At 44.5% G+C, this 21,631-nt stretch carries 18 protein-coding genes; 3 read left to right on the plus strand and 15 right to left on the minus strand.

Annotated features, from left to right (window positions below):
• Positions 1-52: 52 nt before the first annotated feature.
• The 13 genes from ftsZ to BLS65_RS09020 all read right to left on the minus strand — a co-directional run bounded on the left by ftsZ (position 53) and on the right by BLS65_RS09020 (position 15,332).
• Entirely contained in the window at positions 53-1,456 is a 1,404-nt protein-coding gene (ftsZ, locus tag BLS65_RS08960) for a cell division protein FtsZ (RefSeq protein WP_092438115.1), read from the minus strand.
• Between the two features lie 32 nt (positions 1,457-1,488).
• On the minus strand, positions 1,489-2,853 hold the full coding sequence (ftsA, locus tag BLS65_RS08965) for a cell division protein FtsA (RefSeq protein ID WP_092438117.1): 1,365 nt from the start codon (positions 2,851-2,853) through the stop codon (positions 1,489-1,491).
• Positions 2,854-2,864: 11 nt separating this feature from the next.
• Complete coding sequence (locus tag BLS65_RS08970; RefSeq protein ID WP_092438119.1) at positions 2,865-3,665, minus strand: cell division protein FtsQ/DivIB; 801 nt, start codon at positions 3,663-3,665, stop codon at positions 2,865-2,867.
• 5 nt (positions 3,666-3,670) lie between these two features.
• Entirely contained in the window at positions 3,671-5,047 is a 1,377-nt protein-coding gene (murC, locus tag BLS65_RS08975; RefSeq protein ID WP_092438121.1) for a UDP-N-acetylmuramate--L-alanine ligase, read from the minus strand.
• Complete coding sequence (gene murG, locus BLS65_RS08980) at positions 5,044-6,156, minus strand: undecaprenyldiphospho-muramoylpentapeptide beta-N-acetylglucosaminyltransferase (RefSeq protein WP_092438157.1); 1,113 nt, start codon at positions 6,154-6,156, stop codon at positions 5,044-5,046. Before murG ends, murC begins: the two co-directional genes overlap by 4 nt.
• The gene (locus BLS65_RS08985; RefSeq protein WP_212590521.1) at positions 6,134-7,309 is read right to left on the minus strand and encodes an FtsW/RodA/SpoVE family cell cycle protein; all 1,176 of its coding nucleotides are present in this window, start codon (positions 7,307-7,309) and stop codon (positions 6,134-6,136) included. Before BLS65_RS08985 ends, murG begins: the two co-directional genes overlap by 23 nt.
• A gap of 78 nt (positions 7,310-7,387) precedes the next feature.
• Positions 7,388-8,719 carry a UDP-N-acetylmuramoyl-L-alanine--D-glutamate ligase gene (gene murD, locus BLS65_RS08990; protein ID WP_092438123.1) on the minus strand — a complete coding sequence of 444 codons (1,332 nt, stop codon included), beginning with the start codon at positions 8,717-8,719 and terminating at the stop codon, positions 7,388-7,390.
• A gap of 2 nt (positions 8,720-8,721) precedes the next feature.
• Complete coding sequence (gene mraY, locus BLS65_RS08995) at positions 8,722-9,975, minus strand: phospho-N-acetylmuramoyl-pentapeptide-transferase (RefSeq protein ID WP_092438125.1); 1,254 nt, start codon at positions 9,973-9,975, stop codon at positions 8,722-8,724.
• A gap of 9 nt (positions 9,976-9,984) precedes the next feature.
• Positions 9,985-11,445 carry a UDP-N-acetylmuramoyl-L-alanyl-D-glutamate--2,6-diaminopimelate ligase gene (locus tag BLS65_RS09000; RefSeq protein WP_092438127.1) on the minus strand — a complete coding sequence of 487 codons (1,461 nt, stop codon included), beginning with the start codon at positions 11,443-11,445 and terminating at the stop codon, positions 9,985-9,987.
• Positions 11,445-13,565 carry a penicillin-binding protein gene (locus BLS65_RS09005; RefSeq protein ID WP_092438129.1) on the minus strand — a complete coding sequence of 707 codons (2,121 nt, stop codon included), beginning with the start codon at positions 13,563-13,565 and terminating at the stop codon, positions 11,445-11,447. Before BLS65_RS09005 ends, BLS65_RS09000 begins: the two co-directional genes overlap by 1 nt.
• A gap of 4 nt (positions 13,566-13,569) precedes the next feature.
• Complete coding sequence (locus tag BLS65_RS09010) at positions 13,570-13,959, minus strand: FtsL-like putative cell division protein (protein ID WP_092438131.1); 390 nt, start codon at positions 13,957-13,959, stop codon at positions 13,570-13,572.
• Between the two features lie 5 nt (positions 13,960-13,964).
• Positions 13,965-14,864, minus strand: coding sequence for a 16S rRNA (cytosine(1402)-N(4))-methyltransferase RsmH (gene rsmH, locus BLS65_RS09015; protein ID WP_092438133.1), 900 nt, complete (start codon positions 14,862-14,864; stop codon positions 13,965-13,967).
• Between the two features lie 9 nt (positions 14,865-14,873).
• Entirely contained in the window at positions 14,874-15,332 is a 459-nt protein-coding gene (locus BLS65_RS09020; protein WP_170830053.1) for a division/cell wall cluster transcriptional repressor MraZ, read from the minus strand.
• Positions 15,333-15,548: 216 nt separating this feature from the next.
• Between BLS65_RS09020 and BLS65_RS09025 the strand changes: the two genes are divergently transcribed.
• On the plus strand, positions 15,549-16,436 hold the full coding sequence (locus BLS65_RS09025; RefSeq protein WP_092438137.1) for a lyso-glycine lipid O-acyltransferase GlsA: 888 nt from the start codon (positions 15,549-15,551) through the stop codon (positions 16,434-16,436).
• Between the two features lie 33 nt (positions 16,437-16,469).
• Positions 16,470-17,432, plus strand: coding sequence for a glycine N(alpha)-acyltransferase GlsB (locus tag BLS65_RS09030; protein ID WP_092438139.1), 963 nt, complete (start codon positions 16,470-16,472; stop codon positions 17,430-17,432).
• 306 nt (positions 17,433-17,738) lie between these two features.
• On the opposite strand, the gene BLS65_RS09035 is transcribed toward BLS65_RS09030, so the two are convergent.
• Positions 17,739-18,119 (minus strand): HU family DNA-binding protein, encoded by a 381-nt coding sequence (locus tag BLS65_RS09035; protein ID WP_092438141.1) that lies wholly within the window; start codon positions 18,117-18,119, stop codon positions 17,739-17,741.
• Positions 18,120-18,261: 142 nt separating this feature from the next.
• The gene (locus tag BLS65_RS09040) at positions 18,262-19,572 is read right to left on the minus strand and encodes a hypothetical protein (protein WP_125869819.1); all 1,311 of its coding nucleotides are present in this window, start codon (positions 19,570-19,572) and stop codon (positions 18,262-18,264) included.
• 381 nt (positions 19,573-19,953) lie between these two features.
• Between BLS65_RS09040 and BLS65_RS09045 the strand changes: the two genes are divergently transcribed.
• A complete protein-coding gene (locus BLS65_RS09045; RefSeq protein ID WP_212590522.1) occupies positions 19,954-21,534 on the plus strand; it encodes a reverse transcriptase domain-containing protein in 1,581 nt (526 codons plus the stop codon).
• Positions 21,535-21,631 lie beyond the last annotated feature (97 nt).

Genomic DNA, 21,631 nt, shown 5'->3' on the forward strand with positions numbered 1-21,631 from the left:
TAGTTTGAAAGAACAGTTAAAACTTCCAGTTGCGCTTAGAATAACCTTCTACTTAATCAACATTATCGTGCAGGTAAGAGTTCAATGGCTTCAAAGGCATATCGTCGTCGTCGGAAAGGGTGAAACGGGAAACCTCCTGCGATTTTGAATATATCTTATCTTCCAATTGTACATTCTTTCGCTGAAACGCAGGAACCTGCTCGGCTTGTTCAATCGACAAATCGGACTTATGAATAGGCCCACCACTGTTCTTTGCTGCAGGTTTCATTTGAGGTGTATTAGTCCCCGAATCGCGCTTAGCCTGCTTTACCACAAAACCCAAATCTTCCGATTCTTGGCCAAAATCGATAGATGTCTGGCGAATACTGCTTTTCCCAAAGGTGACGGTAGTGCCAACAACCGGCTCCGAGATAGAGTCGTCTTCATGATTCAAATTAACCACATCAACACGCCTAGGTTTCCGTGCATAAAGTTCGGGGATGCTGGTACTTTCGAATCCAGTTGCGATTATGGTTACATTAATCTCATCGTTGAGGTTCGGGTCAATTCCATTTCCCCAAATCAGGTCGATTTCGGTGGTGGAAGAACTATGTATGTATTCCGTTATTTGGCTAATCTCATCCATAGTAACCTCCTTGTTTCCAGAGGTTATATTCAGCAGGATATTCTTAGCTCCCGAGATATCATTGTTGTTGAGCAAAGGTGAAGCGAGTGCGGCTTCAATAGCCCTAATGGCCCTACCCTCGCCCGACGACCGTCCCGAACCCATAATGGAAACACCGCTATTGGTCATGATCGTTTGTACATCGGCAAAGTCAACGTTGATGTAACCGTTTACGGTAATAATTTCGGCAATTCCCTTGGCTCCAACAGTAAGCACATCATCGGCCTTGGAAAAGGCAGCTGATACGGCTAAGTCGCCATATATCTCGCGGATCTTCTCATTATTGATAATGAGCAGTGAGTCCACGTGTTGCTCGATTTCTGCAATGCCTTCAAGCGCCTGATTTATGCGGCGAAGCCCCTCAAACTTAAAAGGTATGGTAACAATGGCAACGGTAAGTATTCCCATCTCCTTTGCCGCTTTGGCAATGATAGGCGCTGCACCAGTTCCGGTTCCGCCACCCATTCCCGCGGTAATAAACACCATCTTGGTATGTCGTGAAAGAACTTTCACAATATTCTCTAAGTTCTCAATGGCAGCTTGCTTACCCACATCGGGCTTATTGCCAGCACCAAGCCCCTGCGTTAGGCTCTCGCCCAGTTGGATCTTTATGGGAACAGGGCTATTTGCCAAGGCTTGTGAATCGGTGTTGCACACAACAAAGTCTACATCCTTGATTCCTTGCCTGAACATATGGTTCACTGCATTGCTGCCACCGCCCCCAACACCAATAACTTTAATGATTGATGGACCGGCGGCGGCAAGGTCGAAGTTCATTAAATCCTCAGCCATGGTTATATTTTTTAGTTTTTTACAGTTTTCAACTACATTTCGGAGTCATTCTCCTCAAAAATCTCGGTAAACTTCTTCTTTACACTATCAAACAAACCACTCTTGCGACTTGCCATTTTCCTAGGTTCTTCCTCCTCAAATGATTGCGCAGGTGCACTCTTCACCGCCTGAGGTGCTGACACGGTCTTGCGTTCCACCACTACCTCAGGTTCGTCATCCTGAATATATCGAGGATGTTCCAGGTAGTATTCAAAACCTTTTAGAACCAATCCTACTGCGGTAGAGTAAAGCGGATGGTTTATCTCTTCACCCGAATCGGCCGAAAGGTGCTCGTTGGGCTGCCCAATACGAACATCCATGCCAGTTTTAAAATTGATTAGCTGCGGAAGGTGACGCAACAGCGAACCGCCTCCTGTAACGACAATACCAGCACTAAGCTTATCGGCCACACCGCTACTTTCAATTTCAAAGGCAACCGCATCAATAATCTCTTCCATCCTACTTTGGATGATGTTTGCTAGCTTCTTGAATGAGATCTCCTTAGGCTCACGTCCGCTAATGCCGGGGATAGAAACAATCTTATCCTCAGGGGCAAGATCGCCAAGAGCAGAACCATATTGCACTTTAAGTGCCTCAGCTTGCCTTTGCAGTATGGAACAACCCTCCTTAATGTCAGTAGTAATAACGTTCCCCCCAAAAGGAATAACGGCAGTGTGACGCACTACACCATCGTAGTAAACAGCCAAATCGGTGGTTCCACCTCCAATATCGATAAGAGCAACGCCGGCCTCCATTTCATCCTCAGTTAGCACGGCAGCGGACGAAGCCAATGGTTCAAGAATTAACTCTTCCACCTTTAAACCTACGCGGTTAATACATTTCTCTATATTCTTAGCCGAGGCCACTTGACCTATTACGATGTGAAAATTCGCCTCTAGCCTACCACCCGACATGCCCACGGGGTTTTTCACACCCACCTCATTGTCAACAATAAAGCTTTGGGGAATTACATGGATAATCTCCTCCCCGGCCTCAAGCGGAATCTTATACATATCGCGAATAAGGGCCTGAATGTCCTCCTTCACTATCTCGTCATCAACCGAATCGCGATTGATATAGCCACGGTTGCGCAAGCTCTTGATGTGCTGACCGGCAATACCTACGAACACTTCATCGAAAATTATTCCCGATTGCAATTGCACCTCTTCAATGGTTTCTTGAATTGCCTTAACAGTTTCATCAATGTTCAATACAACTCCCCGCTTAATTCCCTTGGAGGGAGTTTTGCTATGAGAGAGAATATGCAGCTTCCCACCTCGGGTTTTCTTTCCAACTAATGCAACAACCTTGGTAGTTCCTAGGTCGATTGCGGCTACGTATTCATTTTTCTGTGCCATGGCTATATTTATTATCTTTTGGTGCAAACTATCTGGTTACTATACTTCAAATTGATGGTCTTGTACATATTCCAACCTACTGCAGGCAACCCTTTTTGGTAAAAGGTATAGAGCTTATCGAGCTTTTTCTCGTAGTGTTCAAACCCACCCAACTGGATAGAATGAACTCCCACACGGGTGTAAAACTCAATATCGTGATTTCCTCGAACAAGCAGTTGCTGTATCTGTGCATTCCAAAAATCGTTATTATTCACATACTTGGCGAAACGATACATCATCACTAACAGCGGAACCGACTGATCCTTATCCGCTGGAATCATCTCGCTCACATTCATTACTCCGGTAGGGTATTTCACGTTCCCGGTGACAATCATAACATGAGCAGTATAATGGTTGGAGCAGGGGAAGATGAATCCATCCTCATCGATATAAAAGCTACCACCCGAAGTGGGAATTACCCTGATTATTGGCTTACGTTGCGAAACCATTATTCTTACAAATCCATCGCTTCCTCCATATACATCAACGCTACTTACGGTCTTCATCTCACTTAAGCGTTGCTCTATCTCATAGGTATTAATTTTCCAGAGCGGTTCCCCTGTTATTTTTATTCCAATATTGACTAGTTTAGCATAAATCTCACGAGAGGAAACAAACCGGTTGGTAACGCTATCGCGGATAGATATTTTTACACCCGAGCAGTTAAGCTCATCCTTCTTGGTAGAGGAAAACGAAAGAGCAACTACCAGATAGCAAATTATTGCAATCCAGCCGGACATAACCTTGATTCTCTTCCACTTTAACTTATTCATCGTACCTATCGTTTCTCAAATATCGCTTGTAATGGAGCTACCAACTTATCAATATCGCCAGCACCCATCATAATTAATACCTCTAAATTATCTTTTCGCTTCAACTCTTCGATTAACTCCTCTTTACCAATCAACTTCTTGCTACTTATGGTTACCCTATCGAGCAACATTTGAGAGGTAACCCCAATTATGGGCAACTCACGAGCAGGATAGATGTCCAGTAAGTAGAGATCGTCCAGCAAGCTTAAACTTGCAGCAAAATCATCGGCAAAATCGCGAGTCCGGCTGAAAAGGTGCGGCTGAAAAACTCCCGTAACCCGTTTACCCGGATAAGCTTCGCGCATGGCATTTATGGCTGCCTTGAGTTCCACCGGATGGTGAGCGTAGTCGTCAACCAAAACGACCCCCGTTCCTTTGTAGCGCGTATCGAAGCGTCTTTTTACACCCAAGAACGATCCAATCCCAAGCCGTAATTCCTCCGGCGATATACCTGCAAGCAATGCAAGTGCAGCCGCAGCCACAGCATTTTCAAGGTTCACTTTGCCCGGCAAGTGTAGGTTTACGTTGTCGACACATCCAAAAGGGGTGACTAAAGTAAATATAGATACACCGTTTTCTACGTGCAAGTTAGCAATATGAAAATCAGCATCCTCATCGAGCGAGTAGGTGAATACCTTTATTTGACTGTTCGTGATCTTCAGATTTATTCCCTGCTTCATTACTACACTTCCGCCTGGCTTTATCTGGCCCACAAAAAGTGAGAAAGCCTCGACGATAGCGTCGTAAGTTCCGTAAATATCGAGATGATCGGCATCTACAGAGGTAACTACTGCGAGATTAGGGAAAAGTTTTAGGAACGAACGATCATACTCATCGGCCTCAACTACCAAGTTATTGCTACCCTTGGGAGTTAGGAGATTTGTTCCATAATTTTTAGATATTCCACCCAAGAATGCACCACACCCTAAACCACTATGTGTAAGAAGATGCGAGACAAAGGTAGTAATGGTGGTTTTTCCATGCGTTCCGGCAACTGCAATAGTATTCTTTCCTTTCGAAAGTTCGCCCAAGACCTCCGATCGTTTAAGCACTGTAAATCCATTATCCACAAACCAATTCAGTTCAGGACTATCTGCTGGAATTGCTGGCGTATAGATCACAAGAGTATCGGCAGGGGCCTTAAACTCACTGGGAATATTTGCAATAGAATCCTCAAAATGAATTGCCATACCCTCCAATTGAAGCGCATCGGTAAGTTCGGTAGGAGTACGGTCGTAACCTGCCACAGCCTTTCCATCGCTTGCAAAGAAGCGAGCAAGGGCGCTCATGCCAATTCCTCCAATTCCAACGAGATAAACTCGACTTACTGATGTAACACTCATCTCTTTTCCGTTGCTAATTTTATAACTTCGTTAGCAATAATTGTGGCCGAATTGGTAAGGGCGAGCCCATAAACGTTTTCGGCCAAGGCATTAAGATGTTGGTTGTCCATAACCAACTCAATTGCTGCAGCCACAAGTTTCTGAACTGCCTCATCATCATTCACCATTACTGCCGCTTCACGCGAAACAAGCGACATCGCATTCTTAGTTTGATGATCTTCGGCCACGTTGGGCGAAGGAACCAAGATACAAGGTTTACCAACCAAACAGAGTTCGGAGATGGTTCCTGCACCTGCCCGTGAAACCACCAAGTCGGCAGCGGCATAGGCTAAATCCATACTATATATAAAGTCGAAAGCCTTAACGTTGGGAACCGAGTAACTACTTAGCACGCGTCGAGCATCGAAAATATAACTCTTACCCGTTTGCCATATCAGTTGAACATTCGAATGCGCAAGTAAGTCCAGATTCTTAGAAATGCTAGTATTTATGGTTTTGGCACCCAAACTGCCCCCAAGCACCAGAATCGTTTGCTTACAGGGATCGAGATTGAAGAACTCTTGGGCTTCCCGGCGCAGGCCATTAATCTTTCGTTTACTCAAGTCGGATCTCACAGGATTCCCCGTAAGCATTATCTTTTCCTTAGGAAAGAACTTCTCCATACCCTCGTAAGCCACACATATCTTTTTCGCTCTGCGGGCAAGCAACTTATTGGTTAGCCCAGCAAAGCTATTTTGTTCCTGAATCAGTGTAGGGATTCCCATACCCGAGGCGGCATACAAAGTTGGTCCGCTGGCATAACCGCCCACGCCGACCACCACATCGGGATTGAAATCCTTAATAATCCGACGAGCTTGCCTTAAACTCTTCAATAATTTAAAGGGCACTGCTAGATTCTTTAAGGTAAAACTCCGCTGGATACCAACAACAGGTAAACCAACGATATCGAAACCAGCCGCAGGCACCTTTTCCATTTCCATGCGACCTTCGGCACCAACAAATAAGATTTCAGCATCAGGAACAGCCGCTTTAACTGCCTGAGCAATTGATATGGCAGGAAAGATATGCCCGCCAGTACCACCACCACTAACTATTAGCCTTAATCCCATCTTCTTCAATTTTTTTATCATTTTCGGCCTCTTCCATACTACGGCTCACGCTCAATATAATCCCTAGAGCTAAGCTGGTAAAGAGAAGAGAACTACCTCCCATACTAACCATTGGCAATGGCTGCCCTGTAACGGGAAAGAGGTGTACCGCCACAGCCATGTTCACCAATGCCTGAAATACAAGCATTAAGGTGAGTCCTACCGCTAAAAAGGCAGGGAACGTTCGCTTACTTTTTCGGACAATTACGCCCGCCCTAAAGAGCAGAAACAGATATAGGAATAATACAATTACGCCGCCTACTATTCCATATTCTTCAATTATAATGGCATAAATAAAGTCGGAGTATGGGTGAGGTAAATAATTTCGCTGTGTGCTATTTCCAGGACCCTTGCCAAAAATACCGCCAGTAGCAATAGCGATCTTTCCCTGCTCCACTTGGTATCCTGGACCTCCATCCTTCGAACCCACAAAGCGTTCGATACGGCTCTGCCAAGTACCAATACGACCTCCTTGAGAGGTTTTTGAGGCAATAAGAATAAACAGTCCAAACGCTACAACTGCAATCCCCACCAGCATACCCAAATGCTTCATGCTGATGCGACCAATGAAAAGAAGTAGCATACAGACTAACCCCAATAAGGCTGCAGTCGAAAAGTTTGCAGGCAAAATGAGCAGGCAAACAATCCCAATATGTGCAATGAGCGGAAGAAAAGTTCCCTTAAAGTCTTTTATTTGATCTTGCTTTTGCGCCAACATCTTTGAGACAAAGATTATTAGGGCAAGCTTTGCCAAGTCGGAGGTTTGAATAGTAAAGCCCAAACCAGGAATCACCAGCCACCGCGATGCTTGGTTAAGATTTGCACCAAAGAGCAAGGTAAACAACAGTAGCGGAATGCTAGCATACAGAAGTATTTTGCCAAACTTGGAGAAAAGGCGATAAGGCATCAGGTGAGCAAAATACATAATCATGAACCCTACACCCAAAAACATCAGCTGCTTCAGAAAGTAATAGGTAGTATTTCCCTCCTTGAAACGATAAGCAAGCGTACCAGTAGCCGAATAGACAACCAGCAGTGATACTATCATCAGCAAGAAGGCAACCATCCAGATAATTCTGTCGCCCTTAAAGTATGTTGGCAGTGCTGTTTTCACTCAACAATTAGTTACATTGATAAACTCTCCCAACTTTTCCTCACCTATTGGAGTGGAACTGTTGGAAAACAAATGCATTTATAGTTTCCGAGCAGCTTCCTTAAACTGGAGGCCCCGGTCTTCATAATTCTCAAACAAATCGAAGCTAGCGCAAGCAGGCGAAAGGAGCACAGTATCGCCCTTTTCCGCAAGTTCATACGACCGCTTCACCGCCTCCTCGGCCGACTTTGCATCGACAATAGTGGCGATAACACCATCAAAAGCAGCATGAATCTTGGCATTGTCCACACCAAGGCAAACGATTGCCCTCACCTTTTGCTTCACCAATTCCATCAGTTCATTATAGTCGTTGCCCTTATCAACACCTCCAACAATCCACACAACTGGTGTGGTCATACTTTCGAGGGCATACCAAGACGAATTGATATTCGTAGCCTTGGAATCGTTAATAAAGGTAATACCTCGCACCTTAACCACCGGCTCGAGGCGATGCTCTACCCCTTGGAAGTTGGCGAGACTATCGCGAATAAACTCTTTTCTAAGGTGCAAAACATGGCCGGCAACAGCAGCAGCCATGGAGTTGTAAACGTTATGCTTACCTTTTAATGCCAGCTCTTCAATATTCATACTGAATTCAGAGTTGTTATATTTTACATGCAACGATGTTCCATCACTATAGGCTCCATTTTCTACCGGCCCGTTAAGGGAAAATGGCAGATATTCGGCTTCGTTTTGATATTCGGGTAAGTACTTCAACGTCTCGGGATCGTCGGCACAGTATAGAAAGGAGTCGCCCTTCCCCATATTCTGCACCACCCTAAACTTCGAACGGGAGTAATTCTCCATGATATATTCATACCGATCGAGATGATCGGGGGTAATGTTCATCAGAATTGCGATATCGGCCTTAAACTCATACATGCCATCGAGTTGAAAGCTGCTGAGTTCAATAACGTAGTAATCATAATTCTCCAACGCAACCTGCAGAGCAAAGCTTTGACCAATATTCCCAGCCAAGCCTACGTTGAGTCCTGCCGACTTCAGCATATGGTATATTAGACTTGTAGTTGTAGTCTTACCGTTACTGCCAGTAATACAAATCGTTGTAGCCTTGCAATACCTGCCAGCAAACTCAATCTCAGAGATTACAGGAATATGTTTTGCTTTAAGAGCCTTAACAATAGGAACTTTATCAGGAATGCCGGGACTCTTCACCACCTCGTCGGCGGCAAGAATAATTTCTTGCGAATGCTGTTGCTCCTCCCAAGTAATTCCATGAGCGTTCAGCAAATCTTTGTATTCCTTTTTTATTGGTCCAAAATCGGAAACAAAAACCTCAAAACCCTTAAGTTTTGCAAGCACTGCGGTACCAGCTCCGCTCTCCCCTGCTCCTAACACAACCAGCTTCATGGTTAGCGAATCTTTAGTGTAACAATGGTAACTACAGCTAACATAATGGCAATGATCCAGAAGCGCGTAACAATCTTTGGTTCTGGATAACCTTTCTTCTGATAGTGGTGATGCAAGGGAGACATAAGAAACAGCCTACGCCCTTCTCCATATTTACGTTTAGTATGCTTGAAATATGATACCTGAAGCATTACCGATATACTTTCGACAAAGAATACGCCGCACAATATTGGAATAAGCAACTCCTTGCGCACCATGATGGCGAAAACAGCAATAATTCCGCCTAAGGCTAAACTGCCCGTATCGCCCATAAATACTTGAGCGGGGTAAGAGTTATACCAGAGAAATCCCACCGTTGCGCCAATTAATGCAGCAACAAACACAACCAATTCCCCCGAATGCGGGATATACATTATGTGAAGGTAATCGGCAAAAATTACGTTACCCGATAAGTAGGCAAATATCCCCAAGGTGACACCAATAATGGCCGAGACCCCGGTGGCCAACCCATCCAGCCCATCGGTGAGGTTTGCTCCGTTCGAAACTGCAGTAATAATAAAGATACAGGCAGCCACAAACACCAACCACGACCACTTTTCGGCTGTTTCGTGAGGTAGAAAAAAGAGAATATCGGCGTAATCGAACTCGTTGTTTTTTACAAACGGTATAGTCGTTTGGGTTGTTTTCTTTTCGGGGCCTAGGAAAACAGTGCGCTGCTCTGTAGCATCCATGGTGGAAACCACTTGCACTTCGGAACCGGGGGTGGTCATGGAGGTCTTTTCGCGAACCACCACATCGTTGCTCATGTAAAGCGTTAAGCCTACCATCAGGCCTAAGATCACCTGTCCAAGGATTTTCATCTTTCCCGATAAGCCCGCCTTATTCTTGCGGAATACCTTTATATAATCGTCGGCAAAACCTACAGCCCCCATCCAAATGGTGGTAGCAATAAGCAGCAAAATGTATACGTTGGTTAAATCGGCCAACAGAAGGGTTGGGATTAAAATGGCAGCAAGGATAATCAAACCACCCATGGTAGGAGTCCCCCTTTTCTGCATTTGCCCTTCCAGACCCAAATCGCGAATTTCCTCTCCAATTTGAGAGCGTTGTAAGTAGCGAATTATGACCTTGCCAAAGAACAGCGTAAATAGCAAGGAGATAATAATAGCCAATGCCGACCGGAAGGATAGGTAGTGAAACAACCGTGCTCCCGGGAAATTGAACTGCTGTAGATAGTTGAATAGATGGTATAACATATCCTCAGATTAAATACTTTCAAATACTTCTCTCAAAACCTCTTTGTCGTCGAAGTGATGTTTCACCCCGTTGATTTCCTGGTAGGTCTCATGACCTTTCCCGGCAACCAGAATAATATCGTTGGCACGGGATATGGCACAAGCAGTCTTAATTGCTTCCTTCCTATCCACAATCACCAATACCTTGGCAGCACTGCCTTCGGGGATTCCCGCCTTCATATCGTCAAGGATATCCTCAGCACGCTCATTTCTTGGATTATCGGAAGTGAGAATTACCATGTCGCTATTCTCTACGGCAATACGAGCCATCACAGGACGCTTGGTTTTGTCTCGGTTTCCGCCAGCACCTACCACCGTAATGAACTTCTGCTCCGGCTTGCGAATCTTGTTGATTGTGGAAACCACGTTCAGCAAGGCATCGGGAGTGTGTGCGTAATCTACAATAGCGGTAATCTTCTGCTTCGATCTAACGTATTCAAATCGTCCCGAGACAGGAGTCATCGCGCTAAGCACAGTGAGCATCTCCTCCTTAGCAAATCCCAAAAGAATGCCAGTGGAATACACGGCCAATAGGTTGTAGGCATTAAACTCCCCAATAAAGCGAGTCCATACTTCCAAGCCATCAATCTTCAGCTGCATGCCGTCAAAATCGTTCTCAATAATCTTACACTTAAAGTCGGAGGCCGATTTAAGCGAATAGGAATGTACCGATGCCTTTGTATTTTGAACCATCACCTTGCCGTTGCGGTCATCGGTGTTGGTAAGAGCAAACGCAGACGCGTCGAGGTCGTCGAAAAACAACTTCTTGGCCTTGATATACTCATCGAAGGTCTTATGGTAGTCGAGGTGATCGTGGGTAATGTTGCTGAATACTGCACCGGCAAACTTCAACCCGGCAATGCGTCGCTGCACAATAGCGTGCGAACTAACCTCCATAAAGCAGTAGCTACATCCCTCATCTACCATCTCCCTAAGCAGCTTATTTAACTCAACGGCATCGGGAGTAGTATGGGTGGCATCCAAGACTCTATCTTCAATATAGTTGGCAACGGTGGAGAGTAATCCTGCCTTGTAGCCCATCGATCGCACGGCATTAAACAGCAGTGTTGCAGTGGTGGTTTTACCATTGGTTCCGGTAATCCCTACCAGCTTAAGCTCCTTCGAAGGAAATTCGTAAAAGGCATCGGCCAAGCGACCAAGGGCCTCCGTAGTATCGGCAACTTTAATATAGGTAACCTCCGATTCCAACTGCTCCGGCAACGTTTCGCAAACCACAGCCTTTACACCCCTCTTTACCACATCGGCAATATAGGCGTGGCCGTCGGCCTGAGTTCCCTTAACAGCAACGAAAAGCATACCCTCGGCCGCCTTACGCGAATCGAAGATAATCCCCTCTATAGTGATCGATGTTTGGCCCTTTACCTCCAACACAGCTACCTGCTTGAGTATATCGTTGAGTTTTGTTGCCATTACCTAAGCGTTATATGAATTTGACTTCCTTTAACTACCCTTGTTCCCGACTGTATCGACTGACCAACAACCGCCCCATGTCCCGAGAAGTTTACCCGCATGCCTGCATTCTCGAGCAGAAAGAGAGCGTCCTTTAACCCCATATCCATTACGTTTGGTACTAAGTTTTGTATTATGGTGCGCTTTTTGAACTCCACATAATCGCCCTTGCCTTGGGTGCTGATCCATGTGGTGTTAATCCCATCGTCGTAAACGGGAATATCCAAATCGTTACATACCTCTTGAAGGTCTTCACGATAACCGCCCTGCGAAACTGGCATATCAATTGCTTTGCTTGGTCGGCTCAGTGGTTCGTGCCACTCCAGACTCTTGGCATAAACCTTATCGGCAATCTCCTTAAAGATTGGCCCCGAAACCACATTTCCGTAGTATACCGCATTACTTGGGGAACTAACCACCACAATGCAGCTATACTTAGGATCGTTGGCAGGAAAATAACCTACAAATGAAGCCTGATAGGTCTTCTGTCCCTCGTAACCATAACCACCCTTTCCCCGTGCGATTTGAGCCGTACCTGTTTTTCCGGCTATTGAGTAGGTATCGTTTTTAAGATTCTTGGCCGTGCCATCGGTTACCACTCCTTCGAGAATACGCCTCACCTTACGCAGCGTGGAGCGATTACAAATGCTTGAGGTCAATACCTCAGTACTAAATGTCCGGATAGTGCTGCCGTGCTTACGTAACTCCTTAACGAATAAAGGCTTCACCATTTTGCCACCATTAGCAATTGCATTATAAAAGGTGAGCGTTTGTAGGGGAGTAACCCTCACTTCGTAACCTATAGACATCATGGGTAGCGAAACACCCGACCAATACTTATCGCCTGGATACTTAATTTCGGGAGGAACCTCACCCTTTATCTGAAGGTTGAGCGGCTCATTCACCTTCATGCTATATAGCCTATCGATGAAGCTTGTCTCCTTACCCTTGTAGTGCTTAATCATGAGCTTGGCTACGCCCACATTCGACGAAAGTTCAAACACCTGCTGCACCGAAAGTTTTCCTAGCCCGCCCTCATGGGAATCAACGATCCACTTGTCGAAGTAAAGGAACCGCCCATTTTCCGTATCCACGGAATCATCGAGATCCACATATCCATCTTCGAGCAGTGCAATCAACGAGGCAATTTTGAATGTAGAGCCGGGTTCGGTGCTTTCCGCAATAGCGTAGTTGTATGCCTCGGAATAGCTTCCATCGCTGTCACGCTTAAGGTTTGCAATGGCGCGTATTTCACCGGTTTCCACTTCCATAAGGACTACTGAGCCATGCTCGGCATTATGTGCCGAAAGCTGCTTGCGCAATGCGTTTTGTGCTACGTCCTGAAGGTCGATATCGAGCGTAGTAACCACATCAATCCCATCCTCAGGGCTGATTGCCTCATCGCTATTTACGGGAATCCAAGTCTTTCCTGCAATACGCTGGGCCAATACCAATCCAGCTTTTCCCTTTAACTCATGGTTGAAGGAGCCTTCAATACCAACCGCAACACCGCTTTCGTTAACGCCTCCAATGGTTCGCGCCGCCAAGTAGTCGTTGGTTCGAATCCGTCGATTGACCTGAACAGGCATAAATCCCCCTACATTCTTCGGTAACCGAAGAATAGGAAAGGTCATAAGCCGCTTTAATTCAATATAGTTTACCAGCCGAGGATGAATCATAAAGTAGCGCGATCCCTTATCGTGCTTCCTTCCATTCACCAAAAAGGAGCGGTAGCTATAGGCCGATCTATCGCCAAACATCCGAGCAAGGCAATAGGCCAAGGAGTCAACCTTGTCGTAGAAAATTTCGTTGGTCAATCCAGCTGCGCGAAGGTCTATCCGCACCTCGTAGTATGGCACCGAGGTGGAGAGCAACCTACCATCCATGGCCAAGATATCGCCACGGCTGGGCTCAATAGCAAGTTCTCTGAATGTAATATTCTGTGCCTTCTCACGTAGTCCTGGTCCCTCAACAAACTGGATGTAAATAGCCTTGCCAATGATGAGCATCCCCATCATTAACACGAAGAAGTAGACTGCTGCTACTCTCCAAACTACATCCGATTTAATTGAACCTGCCATATAATTACCAAATCGACTTCTTTATCGTTCTAGGTGGTTTAACCGATTCTTCCAAATCGATTCCATTATCCCTTACCATGCGCGCCACTTCCGTTTGCCGGCTAATATTCATAAGTTCAGCAGCCGTTGTTATACTCTCGGAGCGAAGGTTCACCACCTCTTTTCGCAACTTTTCGCTCTCGCTAACGATCCGCTCGGTGCGAAAACGGTTACCAATGTATAATACCGTCAACAGCACAATGAATCCGAGGTAGGGAATCTGCTTAACAAATGGCTCTTTGGCCAGCATGTTGCCGGTCATTAAACCCTTTAGCGGATTCGACTTCTTTGACCCTTTCTTGGGCTCCTCGTCGGGGTCCTTCTCAAATTCTACTGGCTTTTCCTTCGCAACCATATCCCTTACACTTTTTGAACTACCCGTAATCGAGCACTGCGCGCCCGAGTGTTCCGGTTATTCTCCTCCTCCGAGGGTTCAATGGGCTTGCGGGTTACCAGCACAAATGGGTTGGTAACCTTTCCAAAGAAATCTTTGTCGGCAACCCCCTCAACATTCCCCGTCTTCATATAGTTTTTTACAAGCCTATCCTCGAGTGAATGGTAGGTAATTACCGCCAAGTAACCGCCCGGACGTAACATTTTACCCGATTGCTCGAGCATCAGCGCCAGGCTATCCATCTCTCCATTCACTTCGATTCTAATGGCCTGAAATACTTTGGCCAAGAATTTATTCTCCTGCATTTTGGGAGTCTGAGGCTCAAGCACCCGTATGAACTCCTCCACGGTGTTGATGGGGCCCGACTCCCTTGCGGCAGTTATCAATCCCGCCACCCGATGCGGCTTGTCCACCTCGCCATAATCCCTAAATATCCGGGTTAATGTTTCGTGTGGATAGCTGTTTATCACCTCTTTGGCCGAGAGAATGGCTGCGGTATTCATCCGCATATCCAAATCACCCTCAAAGCGGAAGGAAAATCCCCGCTCGGGTGTATCAATATGGTGCGACGAAATGCCTAGATCGGCTAGAATACCATCCACCTCCTCAATTCCTTGCTGACGGAGATATCCGCGCATATACTTAAAGTTGCCTCGGATAAGCGTTAACCGCTCATCATCGGGCTTATTCTTATGTGCATCTGGGTCTTGATCGAACGCATAAAGCTTCCCACGGCTATCGAGCCGATGGAGAATCTCCCCCGAATGACCACCACCACCAAAGGTGAGGTCCACGTAAACACCCCCGGGTTTTATGCCAAGAGCATCCACGCTCTCCTTTAAAAGAACAGGAACATGGTAGCTCATTGCAAACAATTATTGATTAATACCTCCTAAAATACTCTCTGCAAGCGCTGCAAAATCTTGTTCAGGTTGGCTTACCTTCTCGTAACGCTCCTTATCCCATATCTCAATCTTGCCATCCTGCCCTGCCAACACCAACTCCTTGCCCGCTTCAATGGTTTCGAGCAACCGTTTGGGCAGCAGCAATCGGCCTCCCGAATCGAGTTGCACCTCGGCCGTTCCCCTGAAGAATTCCCGCAAAAACAGGTTGTGCTGCTTATTGTAAGGGTTCACCGATGCGCGAATTATTGCGCACTGACGCTCCCACTCCTCTCCCGGGTATAGCACCAAACATTTCTCAAAAATGTCTTTCTTTACAACGAAGTTATCGGGCGTAGACGAGGCGGCAAGCTGCTTTTTGAAGGCCGCCGGTAGTAAAACCCGCCCCTTCTCATCAACCTTGCATACATAATCGCCTATAAAAGTTGTCATTGCCATTACACTTCTTGTGAAAGTAAAGTTAGGACAAAAATACCCACTTTTATACACATTATCCCACTTTCACCCACTTTGTTGATAACTTTTCGTCATAATATTCGAATCGATTAGCAACTGCGGTAATCTCAAGCACTTTGTTAACTTGGTGTTGAGAATACGTAGTGACGGATTAATAAATATTTTACCTTTGTGAATTTAACCGTTGTGAACATGGGGCAAACCGAAAATACGGATAGCGTTGCCAAAGATGCTTCCGCCAACTTTATCGACGTTGAAGGCCTTATTGCCAAGAAGAGTCCGAAGCTTTTAAAGATGCTCCCCAAATGGTTGATTCGCTACCTTAAGCGAATCGTGCATCAGGACGATTTGAACGGCATGATCCGCCGTCTGGGACACCTTCAAGACATTGAGTTTGTAAACGCTTGCCTTGCCGACATGGGGATAAGCTACACCGCACAGGGGCTGGAGAACCTACCCGCCAATGGTCGATTCATATTCGCCTCCAACCACCCGCTTGGGGGCCTCGATGGCTTAATTCTGCTTAGCGAAATGCAAAAGCACTTCCCCGATATAAAGTTCGTGGTAAACGATCTGCTCATGAACCTCGATCAGCTTTCGGGGCTCTTTGTCCCTGTAAATAAGCATGGCGGGCAAAACATCGACTACGTACGCCGCATTGAGAATACCTACGCCTCCACGGCGCAAGTTCTTTACTTCCCCGCCGGCCTTTGCTCCCGCCGAATTGGCACCGCTATCATGGACTTGGAGTGGAAGAAGAGTTTTGTGTCCAAGGCAATAAAGCACCAGCGCGACATAGTACCTATATTCTTTGAGGGACGCAACTCCAATTTTTTCTACAATTTGGCGCGCGTTCGCAAATTCTTCGGCATCAAAGCGAACATTGAGATGCTTTACCTTGTTGATGAAATGTTTCGGCAAAAGGGAAAGGCCATAAACCTTATTGTAGGTGAACCAATCCCTTACACCACTTTTACTAAGGAAAAAACGCCCCAGGATTGGGCTCTCTTTATACGAAAAAAGGCTTATGCGCTAAAGAACTCCGGCAAAAAACAGCAGCGGTTCAATGATGGCGTATAAATAAAAAAGTTACATTTGACAAATTTCAATACTATGCAACCACTAATTGCCCCAGTGGACAACTCCCTCATCATTAAGGAACTTACACGGGAAAAATTTCTTCGCAGAACAAACAACGGTGGAAATAAACTGTACATTGTAACCGCACACGACTCGCCCAACATTATGCGCGAAATTGGTCGCTTGCGCGAGCTCACCTTCCGCGTAGCTGGCGGAGGAACCGGATTGAGTATGGATATCGACGAATTCGATACCAGCGAAAACCCCTACAAGCAACTTATCGTTTGGGATCCAAAAGATAGGGAGATACTGGGCGGCTATCGCTTCCACGTGCTTCATCATAAGGACGATCACATGAACATAGCTACTTCGGAGCTATTTTCCTTTACCGATAAATTCTTGGAGGGATACCTTCCTCATATGATAGAGTTGGGCCGCAGCTTTGTGCAGCCAAACTACCAAAGCACCGGCCGCATTAGCAAGGGAATGTGGGCCTTGGATAACCTCTGGGATGGCTTAGGTGCCCTCACGGTGGAATACCCCGAAATTAAATACTTCTTTGGCAAGGTTACCATGTACCGCTCATACCACATGGAGGCGCGAAACTATATCCTTTACTTCCTCGACAAATACTTTGCCGATAGGGAAAACCTCGTAATCCCAAACTTCCCCATCGAGCTCGACATCAACCAAGAGGAGATGCAAAAGGTATTTATTGGCAACACCTACCAAGAGGACTACATTATCCTCAACAAGACGGTGCGTGGCTTGGGCGAAAACATTCCTCCACTCATCAACGCCTACATGAACCTCTCCCCCTCCATGAAGGTGTTTGGCACCGTGCTAAACCCTCACTTTGGCGATGTAGAGGAGACGGGGATTCTGCTCACCATAAGCGATATTTACGCCAAGAAGCTCGATCGGCACGTGAAAACGTTCCTCCGTAGGCCACGATTCTTGGACCGACTGAAAAGCAAAAAAGATTCCATTAGATAGTTCGTTTTACCACAAAAACGACAGAGGGCCGCTCCGCAAGGGGGGGCCCTCACTTTTTATAGGTGATAGTTAAAGGACAATTATGCTCCAAATGCGTGTCTGCTGCCGAGGAGTATTTGTTCCGAAAAGAGCGCTTAAAACCACCTTTTTGGAGAGTACTCCAATCGGACGGTTCCTTTTTTAAATCGGGGCGTATCGTTTACCTAAAAGGACCGCCCCTTTTTGGGAAAAGGGGCGGTCCGATTTTAAAAAGGGGCGTATCGTTTTCGAAAACGGAACGCCCCGTTTGAATATTAGCAAAAACGGCTATGACTTTTCGTACTTTAGGGTGGCGATCATGTCGCGGAGATCGGTTCCGGGGCGGAAGGTAATCTTGGCATCGCGAATCATGGAGGAGTGGAATTTCTCCGAGCTCTCGGCTCCCTCGCTCGAGATGCCCACCTGGAACGAACCAAAGTCGCCAAGCCGAACAATCTTCCCTTGCGACAGCTCCTGCACGAGCATTTGCACAAAGGTATCGATTACCGCCACCACATCGGCGGGATTGACGGTAGAGCGCGCCGAGATATCGGTCTTTAAGGTTTTGAGGCTTACCTCGCCCGTGCTCACTGCCTGGGCATAAAACTTTTTGAGTGCTTGCCGGTCTTGTGGATTTGCCCGCTCCACCAGCACATACTTAACTGGCATAGGATTAAAATTAGGTTAGTAAATAATTTTAACTGATTGTCTAAAAAGACAAAACCAAGTTACAAAACCATCCATATACGAAGGGCATTTTTACCAGTTTTTTGACGAACGGAAAAGGTGGGGCATATGAAGAGGGCGAGAATTATCCAAAATACTGGCTTAGATTAGTTGGGGTTGCAACTATCTTATCAATTAGATCATTGTTTACAATCCAAAGTTCATAACGTTCAATGTCGCAATCATAGTTATTTTTAAGTATGCTATGATTTAACTCAAGCCGTAACCAATACTTTGTAAGTTCGTGATCTATTCTAAGTAATTCATTTATATCTTTAGTCTCTGCTTTAATCTTTTCTTTAAAGATTAAAAGGCATGGCCGCTCAATAGTTAATGAACCAATGATGTCTACAAGAACATACTTCCCATTATCTTGTGGTATTAACAAATCTACTTGACTATAAACTTTCCTGGCATCGTCCTTTATAAATAGATTGAATAGTAAACTATCACGATCGATATACTCTTTCAATAATCTATTCAAAACTGAATGCGAAATGATTCTTCTATTTTTGCCCTTTGTGCTCAGATAGAGAAATGCAGCATGATGTAATCTACTACCTGATTGCCTTTCTTTCTCGAAAGAATCTGATTGAAAACTAAATTTATCATCCTCTTCAAGCATTTTCATTGAAGATCGATAATCTGGGTAATGGTCAGAAAATTCATCAACATTAATGCCAGCATCTTTGCTTAATGTTTGATGTTTAACTGTTATTTCATCGTAAAGAAAAGACAAGGAATCAAGGGGAATAAACTCTTCACTATATGTTCCTTTTCGGGTATTGTACCAGCCACATTTAATCTTAATAGAAGAAACTTCTTTAATCAAACAGTTTTCCAACTTTGTATCATATAACTTAGGACTGTCTACCTTTTCAAACCCTTTTACAAAAAACAATGGCGAAATAAATCGATTAATGTAACGTGACTTACTCGGTTCCATCTCATTTGCAAATTGTTTCATTACCTCAATAACTCTTGTTTTCAGGGTCAATACAGTTCCTAAGGATAAAGATTCAATGTTCACAGAAGAAATATGATGCTGAAATTGAGTTAAGTGAGGTTCCAGAAACCAAGCATCCTTTACCTGACCCAATTCAAAATCAAACCATTGGCATAAATATTTATTGTGAGAACTCACCTGTTTCGAGGTTTTTTCATCAAAAATATGCTCTGGTTTAGGATTGTGATTAACTTCTATCACCAGCATAAACGGCGCATCAAACTCTTTGCTGTTATGATTACCTAAAGCCCAATTACCCGCTTGATTTAAATTAGGATGAGAAGTAATTGCAACTATATCACCGATTTCAAAAATAGGTTTGATATTTTTTGTTTCCATTTTTGTTTTAAAGGTAGAAATAATAGTTACTTTTGGTTGGGTTGGAGCCAATTATTTAAAGTGTTGCAGTTAATTGCGTCAATGTATTGAAGGTTCTTTTTATAATTTTCAATCAACTATTAGCAACGGTTAATAGGGAGAAGAGTTAATGTAATTTCGGACATTCCCAAATTCATTCGAATGAATTGGTGAATTTCCTTGAGCATTAGGCCAAGCATGTAATCTATTATGCACTCTAGAAGTAATTCTACAGGAATCATAGATGACACTGCTATCAGCAAGGCTAGGTTAGTATTTATCACTATCATGGTTTTCTGCAAAGTCAAAATTGACCCAGTATTCAATTACTTGGATAGTGGCGCACTAGAAATAGGTATGCAACATTTATTTACAACACTGGGGTTGGCTCCTCCCATCTTTTTACAAAATGAAATGAAACCCAATAAGGATTGGTTTAAGCCTAAAGGCTATCTTCATCTCGATGATAAGATTACATTCGACCAACGCAACTTGATCCAGCGAAAGGTATCGAACGTAAGTTTTGTGGGTAATCATGCTTTCCTACCCCTCCTATATAAAACAGTAACTCAGAGAAAGTATAAAAAGATAAAACAACCAAATGGAATCGTTAGACGCAGCCATACGGAAATAAAAAACGGTAAGGTTATTCCCACCAAAAAAGTCAGGCCAATAATGTATGCATCACACCTCGATGCTCAAATTTATGCCTACTATGCCAATAAAGTTCTGGGTGAGAAATATGAAAAATTACTTAAACAGACGCACGCACTAAGCAACTGCATTTGTGCCTACCGAAAAATCCCTTCGGATGATGGAACGAAGAAGAAGAATAATATAAGTTTTGCCCACGATGCCTTTCAGGAAATAAAGCGAAGAGGCGAATGTGCTGCCATCGCACTTGACATTGAAAGTTTTTTTAGCTCGCTCGACCATGTCGTTTTGAAACATCAATGGTGCCAACTACTTGGCAAATCGATTTTGCCCAAAGATCATTACAATATCTTCAAATCAATTACCCGTTTCCATTATATTAACATTAATGACTTTAAAACAACGCATAATGGATTTGACGAAGCCCATATTGCTGAGTTAAGAAAGAAAGGAATCCACTCCTTTCTGGAATCGCCCAAAGAGTTGCAAGAACTCATTCGCACTAAGCAAATTCTAGTTCACAAAAATCAATTCGTAAGAAAGAAAGAGGCTGTAAATGTATTGGTTGGCATACCACAAGGGCTTGCTATAAGTGCAATGCTTGCCAACATCTATATGTATGCCTTCGATAAAATGATATATGAGGAGCTGGTTTTGAAACGAGGCGTATTTTATAGAAGGTATTCGGATGATATTGTTCTTGTATGTGAAACAGATGAACGCAATGAGGTTTTATCTTTTGTGATGGATGCAATTCGAGGCAAAGAAACTCAATTAACTATCTCCGAGAAAAAAACTGAAGTGTCTACTTTCAAAAAGGAATTTGTCGGTAAAGAAGAACGACTACAGGTATATAGGGAAGAGACAGGAACTCCCAGATATAATGTACCTTTCGTTTACCTTGGTTTTGAGTTCTACGGTTATCAAACCCTAATAAAGTCAGCCAACCTTGCAAAATACTATCGCAGATTAAAGGATTCAATTCGAAGAGCAAGCCGTAGAGCAGACAGAAAAAAGGAGAGAGACCTTTCTGACGAAAAAATTCTCTTTAAGACAAAATTGTTTCGCCAATTAACCTTTAAGGGAAGGAAGACAAGAATGCTAAAGATCAAACGATCAAAACGTATTAAGGATATGTTTGGCAACTGGCAGTATATAGTAGAAGAGTCTCCGCGAAAATACCGAGGGAATGTCTTTAGGTATGTGTATAATGCAGCCAATGAGATGAACGCCCCTGAAATAAAAAGACAGTACAGGAATCATTGGTCAATAATGGAAAAAACGGTTAATGCATACAATTTTGTGAACACTAAACTAAATCAAGAGAAAAAGACATCGTAATCTACGCAGCATTCATATATAACTTTCCTCGCAAATTGGCGTTCTTCTGCCTTTACTTCCTTTCCACTAGAATTAATCAATATCCGAAACTTCATAT

This window comes from Williamwhitmania taraxaci, from assembly GCF_900096565.1.
Lineage (GTDB): Bacteria > Bacteroidota > Bacteroidia > Bacteroidales > Williamwhitmaniaceae > Williamwhitmania > Williamwhitmania taraxaci.